At 69.4% G+C, this 15,899-nt stretch carries 15 protein-coding genes; 6 read left to right on the top strand and 9 right to left on the bottom strand.

Going from position 1 to position 15,899, the window contains the following annotated elements; all coding sequences use genetic code 11:
* Positions 1 to 128: 128 nt before the first annotated feature.
* The gene (locus tag EAO79_RS10045) at positions 129 to 1,238 is read left to right on the top strand and encodes an ABC transporter ATP-binding protein (protein ID WP_079705359.1); all 1,110 of its coding nucleotides are present in this window, start codon (positions 129 to 131) and stop codon (positions 1,236 to 1,238) included.
* Positions 1,239 to 1,342: 104 nt separating this feature from the next.
* Positions 1,343 to 2,623 (top strand): DUF4032 domain-containing protein, encoded by a 1,281-nt coding sequence (locus tag EAO79_RS10040; RefSeq protein WP_064296363.1) that lies wholly within the window; start codon positions 1,343 to 1,345, stop codon positions 2,621 to 2,623.
* Positions 2,624 to 2,718: 95 nt separating this feature from the next.
* Here EAO79_RS10040 and rlmB read toward each other — a convergent pair whose 3' ends face one another.
* Together rlmB and cysS are read right to left on the bottom strand one after the other, a co-directional pair.
* Positions 2,719 to 3,729, bottom strand: coding sequence for a 23S rRNA (guanosine(2251)-2'-O)-methyltransferase RlmB (gene rlmB, locus EAO79_RS10035; protein ID WP_064296364.1), 1,011 nt, complete (start codon positions 3,727 to 3,729; stop codon positions 2,719 to 2,721).
* Entirely contained in the window at positions 3,719 to 5,173 is a 1,455-nt protein-coding gene (gene cysS, locus EAO79_RS10030) for a cysteine--tRNA ligase (RefSeq protein WP_124768888.1), read from the bottom strand. Before cysS ends, rlmB begins: the two co-directional genes overlap by 11 nt.
* Before the next feature lie 40 nt (positions 5,174 to 5,213).
* Between cysS and EAO79_RS10025 the strand changes: the two genes are divergently transcribed.
* Positions 5,214 to 6,326: a winged helix DNA-binding domain-containing protein gene (locus tag EAO79_RS10025; protein WP_124768887.1), complete on the top strand. Its 1,113-nt coding sequence runs from the start codon at positions 5,214 to 5,216 to the stop codon at positions 6,324 to 6,326.
* A gap of 11 nt (positions 6,327 to 6,337) precedes the next feature.
* Here the strand turns inward: EAO79_RS10025 and ispD are convergent, their stop codons facing one another.
* Both ispD and EAO79_RS10015 read right to left on the bottom strand, forming a co-directional pair.
* Entirely contained in the window at positions 6,338 to 7,582 is a 1,245-nt protein-coding gene (gene ispD / locus EAO79_RS10020; protein ID WP_124768886.1) for a 2-C-methyl-D-erythritol 4-phosphate cytidylyltransferase, read from the bottom strand.
* 46 nt (positions 7,583 to 7,628) lie between these two features.
* Positions 7,629 to 8,111, bottom strand: coding sequence for a CarD family transcriptional regulator (locus EAO79_RS10015; RefSeq protein WP_064296368.1), 483 nt, complete (start codon positions 8,109 to 8,111; stop codon positions 7,629 to 7,631).
* A 211-nt stretch (positions 8,112 to 8,322) separates the two neighbouring features.
* Between EAO79_RS10015 and EAO79_RS10010 the strand changes: the two genes are divergently transcribed.
* Positions 8,323 to 8,856, top strand: a complete 534-nt coding sequence (locus EAO79_RS10010; protein WP_192005412.1) for a hypothetical protein — start codon at positions 8,323 to 8,325, stop codon at positions 8,854 to 8,856.
* Positions 8,857 to 8,932: 76 nt separating this feature from the next.
* Here EAO79_RS10010 and EAO79_RS10005 read toward each other — a convergent pair whose 3' ends face one another.
* Complete coding sequence (locus tag EAO79_RS10005) at positions 8,933 to 9,616, bottom strand: response regulator transcription factor (RefSeq protein ID WP_064296370.1); 684 nt, start codon at positions 9,614 to 9,616, stop codon at positions 8,933 to 8,935.
* A complete protein-coding gene (locus EAO79_RS10000) occupies positions 9,613 to 10,779 on the bottom strand; it encodes a cell wall metabolism sensor histidine kinase WalK (RefSeq protein ID WP_079705355.1) in 1,167 nt (388 codons plus the stop codon). Before EAO79_RS10000 ends, EAO79_RS10005 begins: the two co-directional genes overlap by 4 nt.
* Before the next feature lie 166 nt (positions 10,780 to 10,945).
* Here EAO79_RS10000 and phoU point away from each other — a divergent pair, with 166 nt between their 5' ends.
* Positions 10,946 to 11,614, top strand: a complete 669-nt coding sequence (gene phoU / locus EAO79_RS09995; RefSeq protein ID WP_064296372.1) for a phosphate signaling complex protein PhoU — start codon at positions 10,946 to 10,948, stop codon at positions 11,612 to 11,614.
* Between the two features lie 74 nt (positions 11,615 to 11,688).
* Here the strand turns inward: phoU and EAO79_RS09990 are convergent, their stop codons facing one another.
* The 3 genes from EAO79_RS09990 to EAO79_RS09980 all read right to left on the bottom strand — a co-directional run bounded on the left by EAO79_RS09990 (position 11,689) and on the right by EAO79_RS09980 (position 14,987).
* The gene (locus EAO79_RS09990) at positions 11,689 to 13,098 is read right to left on the bottom strand and encodes a chaplin family protein (protein ID WP_124768885.1); all 1,410 of its coding nucleotides are present in this window, start codon (positions 13,096 to 13,098) and stop codon (positions 11,689 to 11,691) included.
* Positions 13,099 to 13,208: 110 nt separating this feature from the next.
* On the bottom strand, positions 13,209 to 14,075 hold the full coding sequence (locus EAO79_RS09985; RefSeq protein ID WP_124768884.1) for a hypothetical protein: 867 nt from the start codon (positions 14,073 to 14,075) through the stop codon (positions 13,209 to 13,211).
* A gap of 162 nt (positions 14,076 to 14,237) precedes the next feature.
* Positions 14,238 to 14,987 (bottom strand): phosphoglyceromutase, encoded by a 750-nt coding sequence (locus EAO79_RS09980; RefSeq protein WP_079705352.1) that lies wholly within the window; start codon positions 14,985 to 14,987, stop codon positions 14,238 to 14,240.
* 71 nt (positions 14,988 to 15,058) lie between these two features.
* On the opposite strand from EAO79_RS09980, the gene EAO79_RS09975 reads away from it, so the two are divergent.
* Positions 15,059 to 15,883, top strand: a complete 825-nt coding sequence (locus EAO79_RS09975; RefSeq protein ID WP_124768883.1) for a class I SAM-dependent methyltransferase — start codon at positions 15,059 to 15,061, stop codon at positions 15,881 to 15,883.
* Positions 15,884 to 15,899: the final 16 nt, after the last annotated feature.

Raw genomic sequence — 15,899 nt, 5'->3', positions numbered from 1 at the left:
TGGCCGCTGGACCTTCCATTCACAGGTGGTCGTGGCATACTGGAACGGCGAACCGGCCATCGATGACGGGTTCGCGTCCATTCACAACGGATCGTCCGGCACGTACCTGCCGGTGAAGGAGAACAACCATGGCGTCTGTGACGTTCGACAACGCAACCCGTTTCTACCCGGGTGGCACCCGCCCCGCGGTCGACAAGCTGAACCTCGAGGTCGCCGACGGCGAATTCCTCGTCCTCGTCGGCCCGTCCGGCTGCGGCAAGTCCACCTCCCTCCGCATGCTCGCCGGTCTCGAAGAGGTCAACGACGGCCACATCTTCATCGGCGACCGCGACGTCACCGACGTGCCGCCGAAGGACCGCGACATCGCGATGGTGTTCCAGAACTACGCGCTCTACCCGCACATGACCGTCGCCGAGAACATGGGCTTCGCGCTCAAGATCGCCGGTGTCGGCAAGGAAGAGCGTGCCACCCGCGTGCTCGAAGCCGCCAAGCTCCTCGACCTCGAGGACTACCTGACCCGCAAGCCGAAGGCGCTCTCCGGTGGTCAGCGTCAGCGCGTCGCGATGGGTCGAGCCATCGTCCGTCAGCCCCAGGTCTTCCTCATGGACGAGCCGCTGTCGAACCTCGACGCCAAGCTCCGCGTCCAGACCCGCACCCAGATCGCGTCGCTGCAGCGTCGTCTCGGCGTCACCACCGTCTACGTCACCCACGACCAGACCGAGGCGCTCACCATGGGCGACCGCATCGCGGTCCTCAAGGACGGCATCCTGCAGCAGGTCGGCACCCCGCGCGACCTCTACGAGAAGCCGAACAACGTCTTCGTCGCCGGCTTCATCGGCAGCCCGGCCATGAACCTGTTCGAGGGCGAGATCGCCGACGGCGGCATCAAGCTCGGCGGATTCATCATCCCGGTCGAGCGCGAGATCACCGACGCCGCTCCGTCGAAGAACGTCACGGTCGGCGTGCGCCCCGAGGACATCACCGTGTCCAGCAACTCGGGCTCCGGCATCGAGGTGACCGTCGACCTCGTCGAGGAGCTCGGCGCCGACGGCTACCTCTACGGCCACACCGACGTCTCCGGCAAGCGCACCGACATCGTCGCCCGCGTCGACGGTCGCAACCACGCGCACATCGGCGACACGGTGTTCCTCGCGCCGACGCCGCACCACGTGCACGCGTTCGACTCGGCATCGGGTGAGCGTCTGGGCAACAAGCCGGTCGTGTCCTCCTCGATCTAGTTTCCCGCCGACGATGGTCGAGCGGTCGGTCTCCGATCGCTCGGCCATCGTCGTTTTCGCTTGTCCAGTCTCAGTACGACGATCCCCGAGGAGCGCTCCGCACCATGTCCGGCGCATTGAACATCACCGCTGCCACCGTCGACCCGGCGCTGCTCGATCTCCCCTGGGAGCTCCCCCTCGAGAACTGGCCGAATGAGGCCATCGCCTCGCTCCCGAAGGGCATCTCGCGCCACCTGGTCCGGTTCGCGAACCTGTCCGGCTACGTCATCGCCGTCAAGGAGACGACCGCGGAGATGGCGAAGGGCGAGTACGACATGCTGCGCACCCTGCAGCGGCTCGACATCCCCTGCGTCGACCCGCTCGCGGTCATCACGAACCGGAGCGATCGCAAGGGCCGTGAGCTGCCGAGCGTGCTCGTGACGCGGCACCTGAAGTTCTCACTCCCCTACCGTGCGCTCTTCCAGGGCACCCTCCGGCCCGACACCGCGACCCGCCTCGTCGACGCGCTCGCCGTCCTCCTCGTCCGCCTCCACATCGTCGGCTTCTTCTGGGGTGACGTGTCGCTGTCGAACACGCTCTTCCGGCGTGACGCGGGAGCTTTCGCCGCCTACCTCGTCGACGCCGAGACGGGCAAGCTCTACGAGGGCGGGCTGTCGAACGGGCAGCGTGAGAACGACCTCGAGATCGCCCGGGTGAACATCGCCGGCGAGCTCCTCGATCTCGAGGCCGGCGGACGCGCCGACGCCGAACTCGACCCCGTCACCGTGAGCAACGGCATCGTCGCCGCGTACCGGTCCCTCTGGAAGGAGCTCACGGGCTCCGAGTCCTTCGACGCGTCCGAGCGCTGGCGCATCACCGAGCGCGTCCACCGTCTGAACGAACTCGGCTTCGACATCGAGGAACTCGCGATCAAGACGACCGACGAGGGCTCGACCGTGCGGATCCAGCCGAAGGTCGTCGACGCCGGGCATCACCAGCGCCGCCTCCTGCGGCTCACCGGCCTCGACGCGGGCGAGAACCAGGCGAGGCGCCTGCTCAACGATCTCGACGCCTACTCGGCCTCGTTCGGGAAGGACGGGTTCGACGAGGAGATGGCGGCGCACGAGTGGCTCATCCGCGTGTTCGAGCCGGTGGTGAAGGCGATCCCGCGCGAACTCCGCGGCAAGCTCGAGCCCGCCGAGATCTTCCACCAACTCCTGGAGCACCGCTGGTTCCTCGCGCAGAACGAGGGTCGCGACATCCCGCTGGCGGAAGCCGTCGGTTCCTACGTGAACACCGTCCTGCGGCACCGCCGCGACGAGGCGACCATGATCGTGCCGCCGACCGAGGCGATCAGCATCCCCGCCGCCATGACCGGACCGGTCGACTGGCGAGACCTCGTCTGACCACGTCCGTCTCCTCGACTGACGACAGACAGGCCCTCGGAACGGAGATCCGTTCCGAGGGCCTGTCCTCGTTCGTGCGGCGCGAGCGCGGTCGCCTACTCGGCGTTCCGGCGACGCGCGATCTCGTACAGCGTCACGCTGGCCGCGATCCCGGCGTTGAGCGATTCGGTCGAGGCCGAGATCGGGATCGACACGACCGCGTCGCAGGTCTCGGTGACGAGGCGGGACAGGCCCTTGCCCTCGCTGCCGACGACCACGAGGATCGGCTGGTCGGCGAGTTCGAGCCCGGGAAGGGAGACGTCGCCGTCGCCGTCGAGACCGATCACGAAGACGCCGCGCTCCTTGAACGCTTTGAGCGTCTGGGTGAGGTTGGCGGCCATCGCGACCGGCGTCCGAGCCGCCGCTCCTGCCGAGGTCTTCCACGCGGAGGCGGTGAGGCCCACGCTCCGGCGCTGCGGCAGGATCACGCCGTGACCACCGAAGGCTGCGGTCGATCGGATGATCGCACCCAGGTTCCGGGGGTCGGTGATGCCGTCGAGGGCGATGAACAACGGGTTCTCGCCACGGGCGATGACCTGGTCGAGCAACTCCATGGGGTGCGCGTACTCGTAGGGCGGCACCTTGATGGCGAGGCCCTGGTGCACGCCGTCGAACCCGGCCATGCGGTCGAGCTCCGGACGCATGACCTCGAGCACCGGGATCCCGCGTCGGGTGGCGATGCTGAGCGCCTCCTTCACCCGGTCGTCCATCTCGATGCGGGTCGCGACGTACAGCGTGGTGGCTGGGATCTTCGCGCGGAGCGCTTCGAGGACGGAGTTGCGGCCGGTGACGACCTCGGACTCGTCGCTCGACTTCTGCTTGGTCCGGCCGTTCGTGGACGGGCGTCCGTTCTGGCCGGCCGCCTGCCTCGGCTTGCCGGTGCCGCCGGAGGCCGCGTAGCGCTCCTGCGCGGCCTTCCGCTTGCCGGCCGGGTGCCAGGCGCGGTCCTCGGCCTTGGGGGTCGGTCCACGACCCTCGAGCGCCTTGCGGCCGAGGCCGCCGGTGCCCTTGGTGGGACCCTTCTTCGCTTTCTTCGGCCCGGTCGGGCGGGAAGGCTTACTTGCCACTGATACTCCAATGTGCTCCGGACGGGGTGTCTTCGATGGTGATCCCAGCCGCTGTGAGTTCGTCGCGGATCCGGTCGGCCGCTGCGAAGTCCTTGGCGACCCTGGCGTCCGCGCGATCGACGAGCAGACGCTCGACGAGTGCGGACAGGGATCGGTGAGTGACGGGGTCGGTGCCCGACGACCACGAAGGGTCGGTCGGGTCGATGCCGAGCACCCGGGTCATGTCGAGGACGGCGACCGCACGCTCGCGGGCTGTCGCCAGGTCGTCGCCGCCATCGAGGGCGGCGTTGCCGACGCGCACGGCGTCATGCAACACGGCGAGCGCGCGGGGGATGTTCAGGTCGTCGTCCATCGCCTCGACGAAGGCGGCCGGGAGCGTCGCTCGACTGGCGGCCGTGTTCGTCTCGGTGAGCAGGTCGGCGCGGGCGGCACGATCGAGGAAGCCCTCGATGCGTCCGAGTGCGGCTTCGGCCTCGGCGAGTGCGCCCGGATGGAACTCGAGCGTCGATCGGTACTGCGCTGCACCGAGGTAGTAGCGGACCACGAGCGGCCGGGCTGCTGCCAAGAGGTCGGCTGCGTAGACGGAGTTGCCGAGGGACTTCGACATCTTCTGCCCGCCCGTGACGGCGACCAGCCCGTTGTGCAACCAGTACCGGGCGAAGGGGTCGCCGGCTGCGCTCGACTGGGCGAGCTCGTTCTCGTGGTGGGGGAAGCGGAGGTCGAGTCCGCCGCCGTGGATGTCGAACTCCTCGCCGAGGTACTTGGTCGACATCGCCGAGCACTCGATGTGCCAGCCGGGCCGTCCCTCGCCCCAGGGCGACATCCAGCTCGCCGAGCGCGGCTCCCCAGGCTTGGTGCCCTTCCAGAGCGCGAAGTCGCGGGGATCGCGTTTGCCGCGAGGGTCGGCGTCGGTCGCGGCCTCCATGTGCTCGGCGGTCTGCCGGGTGAGCTCGCCGTAGCGGCTCCATGAGGCGGTGTCGAAGTAGACGTCGCCGGAGTCGTCGGGAGCCGGGTACGCGTGCCCGGCGTCGATGAGCCGCTCGATGAGCTCCTGCATCTCCGGGATGCTCGCCGTCGCGCGTGGTTCGTAGCTCGGGGGCAGGATGCCCAGGGCACGGTAGGCGGCCGTGAACTCGAGTTCGTACCGGTAGGCGAGCGCCCACCACTCCTCACCGGGCTGGGCGAACCCGCCCTCGACGCCGGAGGCGGCGTTCGCGAGGATCTTGTCGTCGATGTCGGTGACGTTGCGGACGAGCGTGACGCGGACCCCGGACGCCGTCAGCCAGCGTCGCAACTGGTCGTAGACGAGCGCGCTGCGGAGGTGTCCGATGTGCGGGGAGGATTGCACGGTCGGTCCGCAGACGTACAGCCCCGCCTCGGCTTCGCGGAGCGGCACGAAGTCCCGGAGGGACTGCGTTTTCGAATCGTAGAGTCGGAGGGCCACGAGACCAGACTAGCCGCCGTCGTCCGGGCATGATGGTCGCATGACCACGGGACGCGACGACCAGCAGGTTCTCCGCGCGCGACTCGCGGCACAGCTCCTCGCCGGAGCCGATCACCGCTCCCCCACGGGTGTCGTCTCGCGGCTGCTCGCGGTCCAGGCCCAAGACCTCGCTTCGTCGCTGTGGGCGGTCGGCGTGAGGTCGAGCGGGACGACGATGGACGAGGTGCTCGCGGCGCTCGAGTACGGGTCGATCGTCCGGTCCTGGCCGATGCGCGGCACCCTGCATCTCGTCGCCGCCGAGGACCTCGGGTGGCTGCTCGGACTCGGTGTCCCGCGGGTCCGCTCGACGATCGCGGCCAGACACCGTCAGCTCGAGCTCGACGCCGAGACCTTCTCGCGCTCCCGTGCGCTCACCGAGGGACTGCTCAGCGGGCATCGGCGCGTGACGAGGGATGAGCTGTTGACGGCCCACACCGATGCCGGGATCCCGATCGACGGACAACGGGGCTCCCACCTCATCATGGAACTCGCGATGTCGGGCGTGGTCTGCTGGGGACCTCCAGCAGGAAGACAGCAGGCACTCGTCCTGACTGAGGAGTGGATCCGTGCACCGCGGGTGCTTGAGGCGGACGAGGCGCTCGGCGAGTTCGTCGTCCGGTATCTCACCGGCCACGGCCCGTCGACGATCGCCGACCTCACCTGGTGGTCGAAGCTCACCGTCGCACAGGCGAAACGCGGCGTCGACGTGGCCGCCGGACGGCTGGTCTCCGAATCGAGCGACGGGGTCACCCGCTGGTCGACGGCCGAGGGCATCGAGCCGTCAGCTGCTCCACGACCACCGCGGGTACTCGCGCTTCCCGGATTCGACGAGCTGCTCCTCGGCTACCGCGACCGCGAGTTGACGCTCCCGGCGGCGTTCGCAGACCGCATCGTGCCCGGCGCGAACGGCATCTTCCTCCCGATGATCGCCGTCGACGGACGCGTCGTCGGCACCTGGCGCCGACGGACGAGCGCGACCGGCGTCGTCGTCACCCCGACGCCGTTCCAACCACTGTCGCAGCGGGTGCAGGCGGGGTTCCGACGAGCCGCTGGCGAATACGGCCGGTTCCTCGGGCTCAGTGCGTCGGTCGACGAGGGCACGTCTGCCGTCTGAGGGTCGACCCGTCAGCGGCGCTCGATGAGGGCGGTGGCGATGGCTGTGACACCCTCGCCACGGCCGGTGAACCCGAGCGCATCCGTGGTCGTCGCCGCGATGCTGACCGGCCCGTGGACGAGCGCGCTCAACACGCTCTCCGCCTCCGTCCGACGTGGCGCGAACCGCGGGCGGTTGCCGACGAGCTGCACCGCGACGTTGACGACGACGAAGCCCGCGGCGTGCAGCCGTTCGACAGCTGCCCGCAGGAAGACCTCGCCGCTCGCCCCGGCGAAGCGGGGGTCATCGGTGCCGAACATGGAGCCGATGTCGCCGAGGCCGGCAGCGGACAGCAGGGCGTCGACGATGGCATGGGCGACCGCATCCCCGTCGCTGTGTCCGGCCAGCGGCCGTTCCCCCGGCCAGCTGAGGCCCGCGAGGCTCAGCTCGCCGTCGTCGGCGAAGGCGTGGACGTCGACGCCGATGCCTGTCCTGATCGAGGAGGTCGGCCGTGCGCCCACCTCGCGCTCTCGGCCTCGGTCCGCCAGGAGTCGCTCAGCACGCTGGGCGTCCCACGGGGTCGTGATCTTGAACGCCGCCTCCGATCCCGCGACCGTGAGGACGGGATGTCCGGCGTCCGCGTAGAGCGCAGCATCGTCGGTGGCCGCCGGGAGGCGGTCCTCGGCGACGCGGAAGGCCGCGATGAGGGCATCACACGGGAACGCCTGCGGTGTCTGGACGGCTCTGAGGGCGGCCCGATCAACGTTCTGCTCGACGAGGTCGCTCGCGTCGACGCGCTTGATCGTGTCGGTCACCGGGAGCCCCGGCACGACCCCCCACCCCGTTCGCGCGGCGGCGTCGATCACCCGTTCGAACTGTTCGGTCGGGGTGAGTGCTCGTGCGGCGTCGTGGACGAGCACCGTGCGGACTCCCGGCCACAGGGCGGCGAGTCCGGCGAGGACGGAGGACTGTCTCGTGTCGCCTCCGACGACGACGCGGAGGTGGTCGGCCGCCTTCCCCGCCGCGCGACGACCGATCGTCTCCGCCTCACCGACGCGATCCGCTGGGACCACGACGACGACCTGGACCGCGTCCCGCAGGCGGAAGACCGGGGCGAGCGCGTGTTCGAGTACGGTGCTGCCGGCGAGCGACACGAACGCCTTCGGGATGCCGGCACCGAGGCGCGTCCCACTGCCCGCCGCCACGACGATCACGCCGACAGCCGGGCCGTCCAGGGATGGGTCGGCAACGGCACCCGGTTCGTCGATCGCAATCATGCCACGAGCCTACTTCTCGGGCGCCCCGCCCGAACGGACGGTCGGCTCAGGAGGCGAGGACCTCGTCGAGGACGGACGACGCCTGCTCCTCGTCGGTCTGCTCCGCCAACGCCAGTTCGGAGACCAGGATCTGGCGGGCCTTCGCGAGCATCCGCTTCTCTCCCGCTGAGAGGCCTCGGTCCTGGTCGCGACGCCACAGGTCGCGGACCACCTCGGAGACCTTGATGACATCGCCCGAGGCCAGCTTCTCGAGGTTCGCCTTGTAGCGCCGGGACCAGTTCGTCGGCTCCTCGGTGAACGGCGCACGGAGCACGTCGAACACGCGGTCGACACCCTCGCGTCCGATGACGTCGCGCACCCCGACCAGGTCGACGTTCTCGGCCGGGACCTCGATCATGAGGTCGCCCTGGGTGACGCGGAGCTTGAGGTAGAGCTTCTCCTCGCCCTTGATGATCCGGGTCTTCACCTCGGTGATGGTCGCGGCGCCATGGTGCGGGTAGACGACGGTCTCGCCAACTTCGAAGATCATGGGTCTCGGTCCCTTCAGCGTCTCCCAGAATACCACGGGACCCCTGATCAGAGCCGGGTACCGGGTGCCCCGCGGACCGGGTGGCGCACCGGCCGATCACGGGTCGACGACCCGGCCACACCCCTTCGCAGCCGTGGGCTAGACTCGAATCCGGATCCCGGGACACCTGTCACTCGTCTGCGCCCGGGGCCACCACATCTTGGAGGGTTCTGTGAAGGCGCGTCTCATCGCTTCCATCGTCGTCGCGGGTGCTGTCGCACTCGGCATGAGCGGTTGCAACCTCATCGCGCCGCAGGCGACCCTGAAGCACTACGACGCCTCGGACGGCGTCGGTGTCACCGTCGGCTCCGTGGCCGTCCGCAACGCCATCGTCGTCTCCGACGACGGCGAGACCGGCAACCTCGTCTTCAGCGTCGCGAACCGCGACGACCGCGCCCACACGGTGCTGATCGAGATCGAGGGCAAGGACGAGCAGTTCCAGGTCCTCGCGGAGCCCGGCCTGACGACGTTCGACGGCTCGGGAGCCAACGACCCGCTGCGCATCGAGTCCCTCGGCACGCAGCCCGGAGCCGTCCTGGACGTCTTCTTCCAGTACGGCGACGAGACGGGCGCCACGGCGAGCGTGCCGGTCCTCACCGGCCAGCTGCTCGAGTACTCCACGCTCGTCCCGACGCCGCTGCCGACGGATGAGCCCACCGAGACGCCGACGCCGCTCGCGACGCCCACCACGGAGCCGACCGAATAACGCTCCGTCGCCCAACACGACCGAACGCCCCGCACCTCTTCAGAGTTGCGGGGCGTTCGTCCGTCCTGGACCTGCGTCAGGCCTCGAAGCGGTAGCCGAGCCCACGCACGGTGACGAGCATCACGGGTTCGGAGGGGTTCGCCTCGATCCGGGAACGGATGCGCTTGATGTGGACGTCGAGCGTCTTGGTGTCGCCGTAGTAGTCGCTCCCCCACACCCGGTCGATGAGCTGACCACGGGTGAGGACCCGTCCGGCGTTCCGCAGGAGCAGCTCGAGCAGCTCGTACTCCTTGAGCGGCATCGGGATCGGCGCCCCGTTGACCTCGACGACATGACGTTCGGTGTCCATCCGGACCGTGCCTGCCTCGAGCAGCACCTCCTCCTGCGCCTGGTCCGCCTCGACACGGCGTCTCAGCACCGCCCTGATCCGCGCGAGCAGCTCGCGGGTCGAGTAGGGCTTCGTGACGTAGTCGTCGGCGCCCAGCTCGAGCCCGACGACGATGTCGACCTCGGAGTCCTTCGCGGTCAGCATGATGATCGGCGTGCTCGAGACCGCGCGGATCTGACGGCAGACCTCCGTCCCGGGGATGCCGGGGAGCATGAGGTCGAGCAACACGAGGTCCGCGCCGCGAGCCGTGAAGGCCTGGACCGCCGAGGGGCCGTCCTCCGCCACCTCGACCTCGTACCCCTCCCGTTCGAGCAGGTAACTCAATGGTTCGCTCAGGGACGCTTCGTCTTCGACGAGCAGGATGCGGGTCACGGGGTACTCCTTGCCGTGCCGGTGGAGAGGTCCTCCGGCGGGGTCGTTGCTCTGGGAAGGCGGATGGTGAACGTCGAGCCACGGCCCAGCTGCGACCAGACCTTCACTTCGCCGCCGTGGTTCTGGACGGTGTGCTTGACGATGCTGAGGCCGAGGCCGGTGCCGCCCGTGTGGCGGGACCGCGCCTGGTCGACGCGGAAGAACCGTTCGAAGACCCGATCGCGGTCCTCTTCGGCGATCCCGACGCCCTGATCGGTGACGGCGATCTCGACGACGTCGTCGACCGCCCGGACGCCGACACCCACGTGTGCGCCGGTGGGCGAGTAGTGGATGGCGTTCGAGATGAGGTTGTGCACGGCGACGACGAGCATGGCCTCGTCACCGTACACCTCGAGGTTCTTGCCGCCTTTGAGGGAGAGCCCCACCCCGGTCGCCTCGGCCGGCACGCGGTTCTGGTCCACCGCCGCGGCGATGACCCGATCGAGGCGGACGAGTTCCGGCTGATGGAGGGCGTCGGCCGCCTGCAACCGCGAGAGGTCGATGATCTCCGCCGTCATCCGGGTGAGTCGCTGCGACTCGGTCGAGAGCCGGCTGGCGAACCGCTTCACCCGTTCCGGGTCGTCCGCCGCCGTGTCGAGTGCTTCCGAGAGGAGCCCGATGGCGCCGATCGGCGTCTTCAACTCGTGGCTGATGTTCGCGATGAAGTCCCGGCGGACCTCGTCGAGTCGACGCGCCTCCGTGTGGTCCTCGGCGAGCAGCAGGATGAACCGCGACCCGAGCGGCGCCGCCCGCACGCGCAGGTGCCGGGTTGCCTCACCGAAGCGCCCGAGCGCGAGTTCCAGGTCGCTCGTGACGGCCTCGCCGGTGCGGCGGACCTCGAGCGCGAGGTCGATGAACTCCTGGTTGTCGAGCACGCGGTCGCGCACCAGCCCGAGCGCAAAGGCCCCAGGAGAGGCCTTCAGCACGTTGTTGGACGGATCGACGACGATGCCCGCGCTGTCGAGGGCCTCGAGCACCTGGTCGACCCCGTCGGGCACGACCGGGTTGACGACCGTCGCGGCGCGCTCGCCCCGTCTGAGGGCGAGGGTGATGAGGGCGACGAAACCGCCCCCGACGATGAGGCCGAGTGCCAGGGCGATCAGCACCAACCACATGGTGTCCATGGGTACTACGTTACTCAGTCCGCCGAACGCCGAACTCGCGAATACCCCGCCACTTCGACGACTGTTCACGCTTGGTGCCCCAACTGTTAACCTTGGTTCGGCATCATCGGCGGAGCGGGCATCTGCCTGCCCACCGCCAGGTCACGGAAGGACGGCACCCAGAGCCATGCGCGAGGTATTCCAGCAGTCACTGCGAGAGGTCCAGGATCGCCTGGTCGAGATCGCCGAACTCGTCACGATCTCCATCGAGAAGGCGACGCAGTCCTTCGGCAACTCGGACGTCGCGGTCGCTGAAGAGGTCATCGCCAACGACAACCGCATCGACCAGCTCGCGATCGAACTCGACGAGCTCGCCATCGACATCCTCGCCCGCCAGCAGCCGGTCGCGCGCGACCTCCGCATCGTCGTGAGCGCGCTGCGCATCAGCGCGTCGCTCGAGCGGATGGGTGACATGGCCGAGCACATCGCCCAGCTGTCGCGGTACCGCTTCCCCGACAAGGCCGTGCCCAAGGGCCTGCGGACCACCTTCGCCGAGATGGGGCGACTCGACGTCTCGATCGCTCGCAAGCTGACGGAGCTGCTGCGCACCCAGGACCCGCGCATCGCCGACGAGATCCGCAACGACGACGACGACGTCGACGAGCTGCACGCCAGCGTCTTCGAGAAGGTCCTCGGCGACACCTGGAAGGGTGAGCCCGTCGCGACCGTCGACGCCACCCTGGCCTCGCGGTACCACGAGCGCTTCGCCGACCACGCCGTCTCCATCGCCAAGAAGGTCCAGTACCTCGCGACGGGCGACTGGATCCCCGAGGCGACCACGCCGGTGCACCACTGACCAGCTGATCCCGGACACCCCGACGAGCGGTGTCGACCCGAGACCGGGTCGGCACCGCTCGTCTGTTCGTGGGACTAGCTCATCCGACGACGGGTGATCGCGCCGCCTGCCAGGAGCAGGAGGCCGAGGACCGTGGCGAGACCGGCGAGCGGCAGGAGCTGACCCGCGGCGCTGCCGGTGTCGGCGAGCGTCGGCTCAGCTGAACGCGCGGCCGAGGCCGTCGTGTTCGAGCCGGTCGAGGACGCCGCCGTCGCGGTGGTGATCACCGTGGCGGGGACCGTCGGCACGACGGGGGTCACCGGGGTGGTGGGGTCCGTCGGGTCGGTCGGGTCGACCGGGGTGGTGGGATCGGTCGTCCCGGGACCACCGGTCTCGCTGTCCCCGATCACGGAGATCGCGTTGCCGCCGATCGTGACCGGCAGCTCCAGGCCGAGGTCGATCTGGTTCCCACCGCCGAGGCTGTCGTCACCATCCGTGGTCGACGTGGCGCCGCCGGACGATGCCGGAGCGGAGGCCGAGGTGCCCGTCGACTCGGAGTCGCCGATCACGCTGACGGCGTTGCCCACCACCGAGATCGGGAGCCCGACGTCGCCGAGGACCTGGTTGCCACCGGCGACACTGTCGTCACCGGTCGTGGTCGACGGCGCCGCCGGAACAGCCGCACCACCCGACGTGGCAGGTGCACCCGCCTGCTCACTGCTCGAATCACCGAACAGCGAGATGGCGTTCCCTCCGACCGTGACCGGAACAGTCACCACCGGCGACACCTGGTTGCCACCGGCGACACTGTCGTCACCGGTCGTCGTCGACGGCTCCACCGGGACAGCCGCACCACCCGACGTGGCAGGCGCACCCGCCTGCTCGCTGCTCGAATCACCGAACAGCGAGATGGCATTCCCACCGACCGTGACCGGAACGGTCACGACCGGTGACACCTGGTTGCCACCGGCGACACTGTCGTCACCGGACGTCGTCGCCTCGTCGGTGACCGGCGAGGCGGACTCCCCCGCCACCGGTCCGGACGTCGAACCCGACTGCTCGGCATCGCCGATGATCGAGATCGCGTTGTCCTCGACCGTCACCGGGATGGAGACGGGCAACTGGATCTGGTTCCCACCCGCGACACTGTCGTCACCACTGGTGGTGGCGGCCGGCGCGGGCTCGGGTACCGGTGCGGGCTCCGGCGCAGGTGCCGGCTCCGGTGCTGGCTCCGGTGCGGGTGCGGGTGCTGGTGCCGGCTCCGGTGCGGGTGCCGGCTCAGGCGCCGGTACCGCCTCCGGTGCGGACGTCGCCGTTGAATCGCCGACGACGCTCACCGCGGTGTCGACGATCTCGACGGGGGCCTCGAGGACCACGTCGACGAGGGTTCCGCCGAGGATGCTGTCGTCCCCAGACGTGTCGGCGTTGGCCGCCGTAGCGCCGAGGAACGTGAGTCCCGCGACGAACAGGCCGCAGTAGAGGCCTTTCTTGACATACGAATTCATGATTCCTGCTCCTTGCAGAGTGACTGATGTGCTCCCGTGATCGGGAGGCTTCGGACCGTTGAACCGCCCAGGGGGCGGGTCTCCGCCGCGAACGGCAGAGTGGTCCGGGGTCAGTCAGGAGAGGTATCGGAGGGGAACGTGGGTGAAGCCGGGAGGTCTTCGTCTCGCGCGGGTCCGCGACGGTCGTCGCCGGGCGCAGGGAGGATGACGGAGATCGCCTGTTCGGCCGCCGCGGCGCCACCGACGGCCCCACCGGAGCCGGAGGAACCGGAGCCGCTCGGCGTGACGGCCCAGCGGCCGTCGGCGTCCGGCAGCAGCGGAAGGTTCGCAGGGGTGGCGGGGAGGCTGGACGATCCGACGACGGCGGCGGGCTCGGCCGCGGTGGACGACGTGTCTTCGCGATCCTGGCCGCCCGACACGATCGTCGAGTCACCCTGCTGGCCGGTCGGCGGTCCGAGGACCGTCGTCGGGAGGATCACGCCAACGGCGGTCGAGTCAGTGGCCGACACGTCCTCTGCCGGGCCCTGCGGAAGCGCTGGGACGACCGGATCGATGATCGGCGTACTGGGGACCGGGACCGCGGTGACGACATCGGCGACGCCGGTCAACGTCTGGTCGACCGTTTGCACGACCGGATCGACGATCGCGGCGACCGGTGCCGCGCCGACGGTCTCCTCGACCACGTCGTTCACCACCGGTACCGCCGCGACGGTCTCGTCGACGACGTCGACCACCGGTTCGAGCACGGTGGTGTCGACGACGTCGACGACGTCGGCGACAGCATTGACGGGCTGTTCGAGCGAGCCGACGACCTCGGTCACGGCGCCCAGGAGCGACGGATCGGTGGCGCCGTCGTCGGCATGCGCGGAGGACGGGGACCCGAAGAGGGCCACCGCCGTGAACGCAGCGGCGGCGAAGCCACCGAGCGCTAGAGCGCGCCACAGGGGGAAGCGGGTGCCGTCGGTCGACTGCTCCATGCGTATCCCCCCAATCGGGTTACAGTGCAGTCACTGTACGCCCAACCCCGAAGCGGTTCAACCCCTTTTTTTCGACATGGAAAACCCCGGCCAGGAGCACTTTCGGCGACGATGTCGCCACGCCGCGCTCCCGACCGGGGTGGTGGTTTGGTGGGGTTTCCGCTACTTCTTCCCCTGCGCCGCGACGGCGGCGGCGCCTGCTGCTGCGGCCTCGGGATCGAGGTACCGGGCCGGGGCGACCGGACGGAAGTCCGCGTCGAGCTCATAGACGAGCGGGATGCCGGTGGGGATGTTCAGCTCGGCGATCTCGTCGTCCGAGATGTCGTCGAGGTGCTTCACGAGTGCGCGGAGCGAGTTGCCGTGCGCCGTCACGAGGACGGTCTTGCCGGCGGCCAGGTCGACCGTGATGTCGGACTCCCAGTAGGGCAACATCCGGTCGATGACGTCCTTCAGGCACTCGGTGCGGGGCAGTTCTCCGTCGATCCCGACATACCGGGGGTCATCGGCCTGCGACCACTCGTTGTCGTCGTCGATCGGCGGCGGCGGCACGTCGAAGGAACGACGCCAGGTCTGGAACTGCTCCGGGCCGTACTCGGCGAGGGTCTGCGCCTTGTCCTTGCCCTGCAGCGCGCCGTAGTGACGCTCGTTGAGGCGCCAGCTGCGCTTGACCGGGATCCACATGCGGTCGGCGGTCTCGAGGGCGAGGTTCGCCGTCTGGATCGCGCGGGAGAGCACCGAGGTGTACAGCACGTCCGGGGTGATGCCGGAGTCGGCGAGCAGTTCGCCCGCACGCTTGGCCTCCGTGACGCCGAGTTCGCTGAGTCGGACGTCGACCCAACCGGTGAACAGGTTCTTCTGATTCCAGTCGCTGTTGCCGTGGCGCAGCAGGACGAGGGTGTAAGTCTCAGGCATGTCCCCAGCATACCGACGGCGCATGACCGCAAGGTGGACGATGACCCCGCTCCGTGAGGGAGAATGGGTCCATGCCCGTCGGATCGATCACCCGCGGGACGACGGGTACGAACCGGCTCCGGCGGGTGGACCGCTGGATCGCGACCCACCCCTCACTCAGACGGACGACGAACCCGCTGGTGGTGGACCTCGGCTACGGCGCGAGCGGCATCACGGCGTTGGAACTGCACGACCGACTACTCGCCGTCCGGCCCGACGTACGGGTCATCGGATTCGAGATCGAGCCGGGGCGCGTCCGCACCGCCGACGCGCAGCTGCAGCAGGTGCGCGCGGGCACGACCCGGTTCACGCCGACGGCTGCGGTCTCCTTCGCACGCGGAGGGTTCGAGGTGCCGACCGGCGACGACCGTCCCACGGTGATCCGGGCGTTCAACGTGCTCCGGCAGTACGACGAAGCCGAGGTCACGGGGGCCTGGCGTCTCATGGCGTCGCGGCTGCAGCCCGGCGGTGTGCTCGTCGAAGGGACGTGCGACGAGATCGGACGGGTGTCCAGCTGGATCGCGGTCGACGACCAGGGGCGTGCTGAGTCGTTCTCCATCAGTCTGCGGCTCGCCGACCTCGAGCTGCCGTCCATCGTGGCCGAACGACTGCCGAAGGCGCTGATCCATCACAACGTGCCGGGCGAACGTGTCCATGCGCTCATGACGGACCTCGACCGCGCCTGGCGGATGCATGCGCCCTTGGCGGTCTACAGCCCGGTCCAACGATGGCTGGCGACCGTCCGGACGCTCCGGGACAGCGGGTGGCCGGTGCTGGCCGGCCGCAACCGTTGGCGCCTCGGTGAGCTGACACTGCCGTGGTCGGCTGTAGCCCCGAATCCCTCCTCGACGGACTGAGTGTCGGGGAAGGCTG

Origin of the sequence: Plantibacter sp. PA-3-X8 (assembly GCF_003856975.1) — a bacterium.
GTDB classification, from domain to species: domain Bacteria; phylum Actinomycetota; class Actinomycetes; order Actinomycetales; family Microbacteriaceae; genus Plantibacter; species Plantibacter auratus.
Note: the sequence above shows the minus strand (reverse complement) of the source record. Positions and strands in the feature narration are given on the sequence as shown.

Excerpts from the sequence above, each read along its gene's own strand:
- EAO79_RS10045 (WP_079705359.1), top strand. The coding sequence starts at position 129 with ATGGCGTCTGTGACGTTCGACAACGCAACCCGTTTCTACCCGGGTGGC.
- EAO79_RS10040 (WP_064296363.1), top strand. The coding sequence starts at position 1,343 with ATGTCCGGCGCATTGAACATCACCGCTGCCACCGTCGACCCGGCGCTG.
- EAO79_RS10025 (WP_124768887.1), top strand. The coding sequence starts at position 5,214 with ATGACCACGGGACGCGACGACCAGCAGGTTCTCCGCGCGCGACTCGCG.
- ispD (WP_124768886.1), bottom strand. The coding sequence starts at position 7,582 with ATGATTGCGATCGACGAACCGGGTGCCGTTGCCGACCCATCCCTGGAC.
- EAO79_RS10015 (WP_064296368.1), bottom strand. The coding sequence starts at position 8,111 with ATGATCTTCGAAGTTGGCGAGACCGTCGTCTACCCGCACCATGGCGCC.
- EAO79_RS10000 (WP_079705355.1), bottom strand. The coding sequence starts at position 10,779 with ATGGACACCATGTGGTTGGTGCTGATCGCCCTGGCACTCGGCCTCATC.
- phoU (WP_064296372.1), top strand. The coding sequence starts at position 10,946 with ATGCGCGAGGTATTCCAGCAGTCACTGCGAGAGGTCCAGGATCGCCTG.
- EAO79_RS09990 (WP_124768885.1), bottom strand. The coding sequence starts at position 13,098 with ATGAATTCGTATGTCAAGAAAGGCCTCTACTGCGGCCTGTTCGTCGCG.
- EAO79_RS09985 (WP_124768884.1), bottom strand. The coding sequence starts at position 14,075 with ATGGAGCAGTCGACCGACGGCACCCGCTTCCCCCTGTGGCGCGCTCTA.
- EAO79_RS09980 (WP_079705352.1), bottom strand. The coding sequence starts at position 14,987 with ATGCCTGAGACTTACACCCTCGTCCTGCTGCGCCACGGCAACAGCGAC.
- EAO79_RS09975 (WP_124768883.1), top strand. The coding sequence starts at position 15,059 with ATGCCCGTCGGATCGATCACCCGCGGGACGACGGGTACGAACCGGCTC.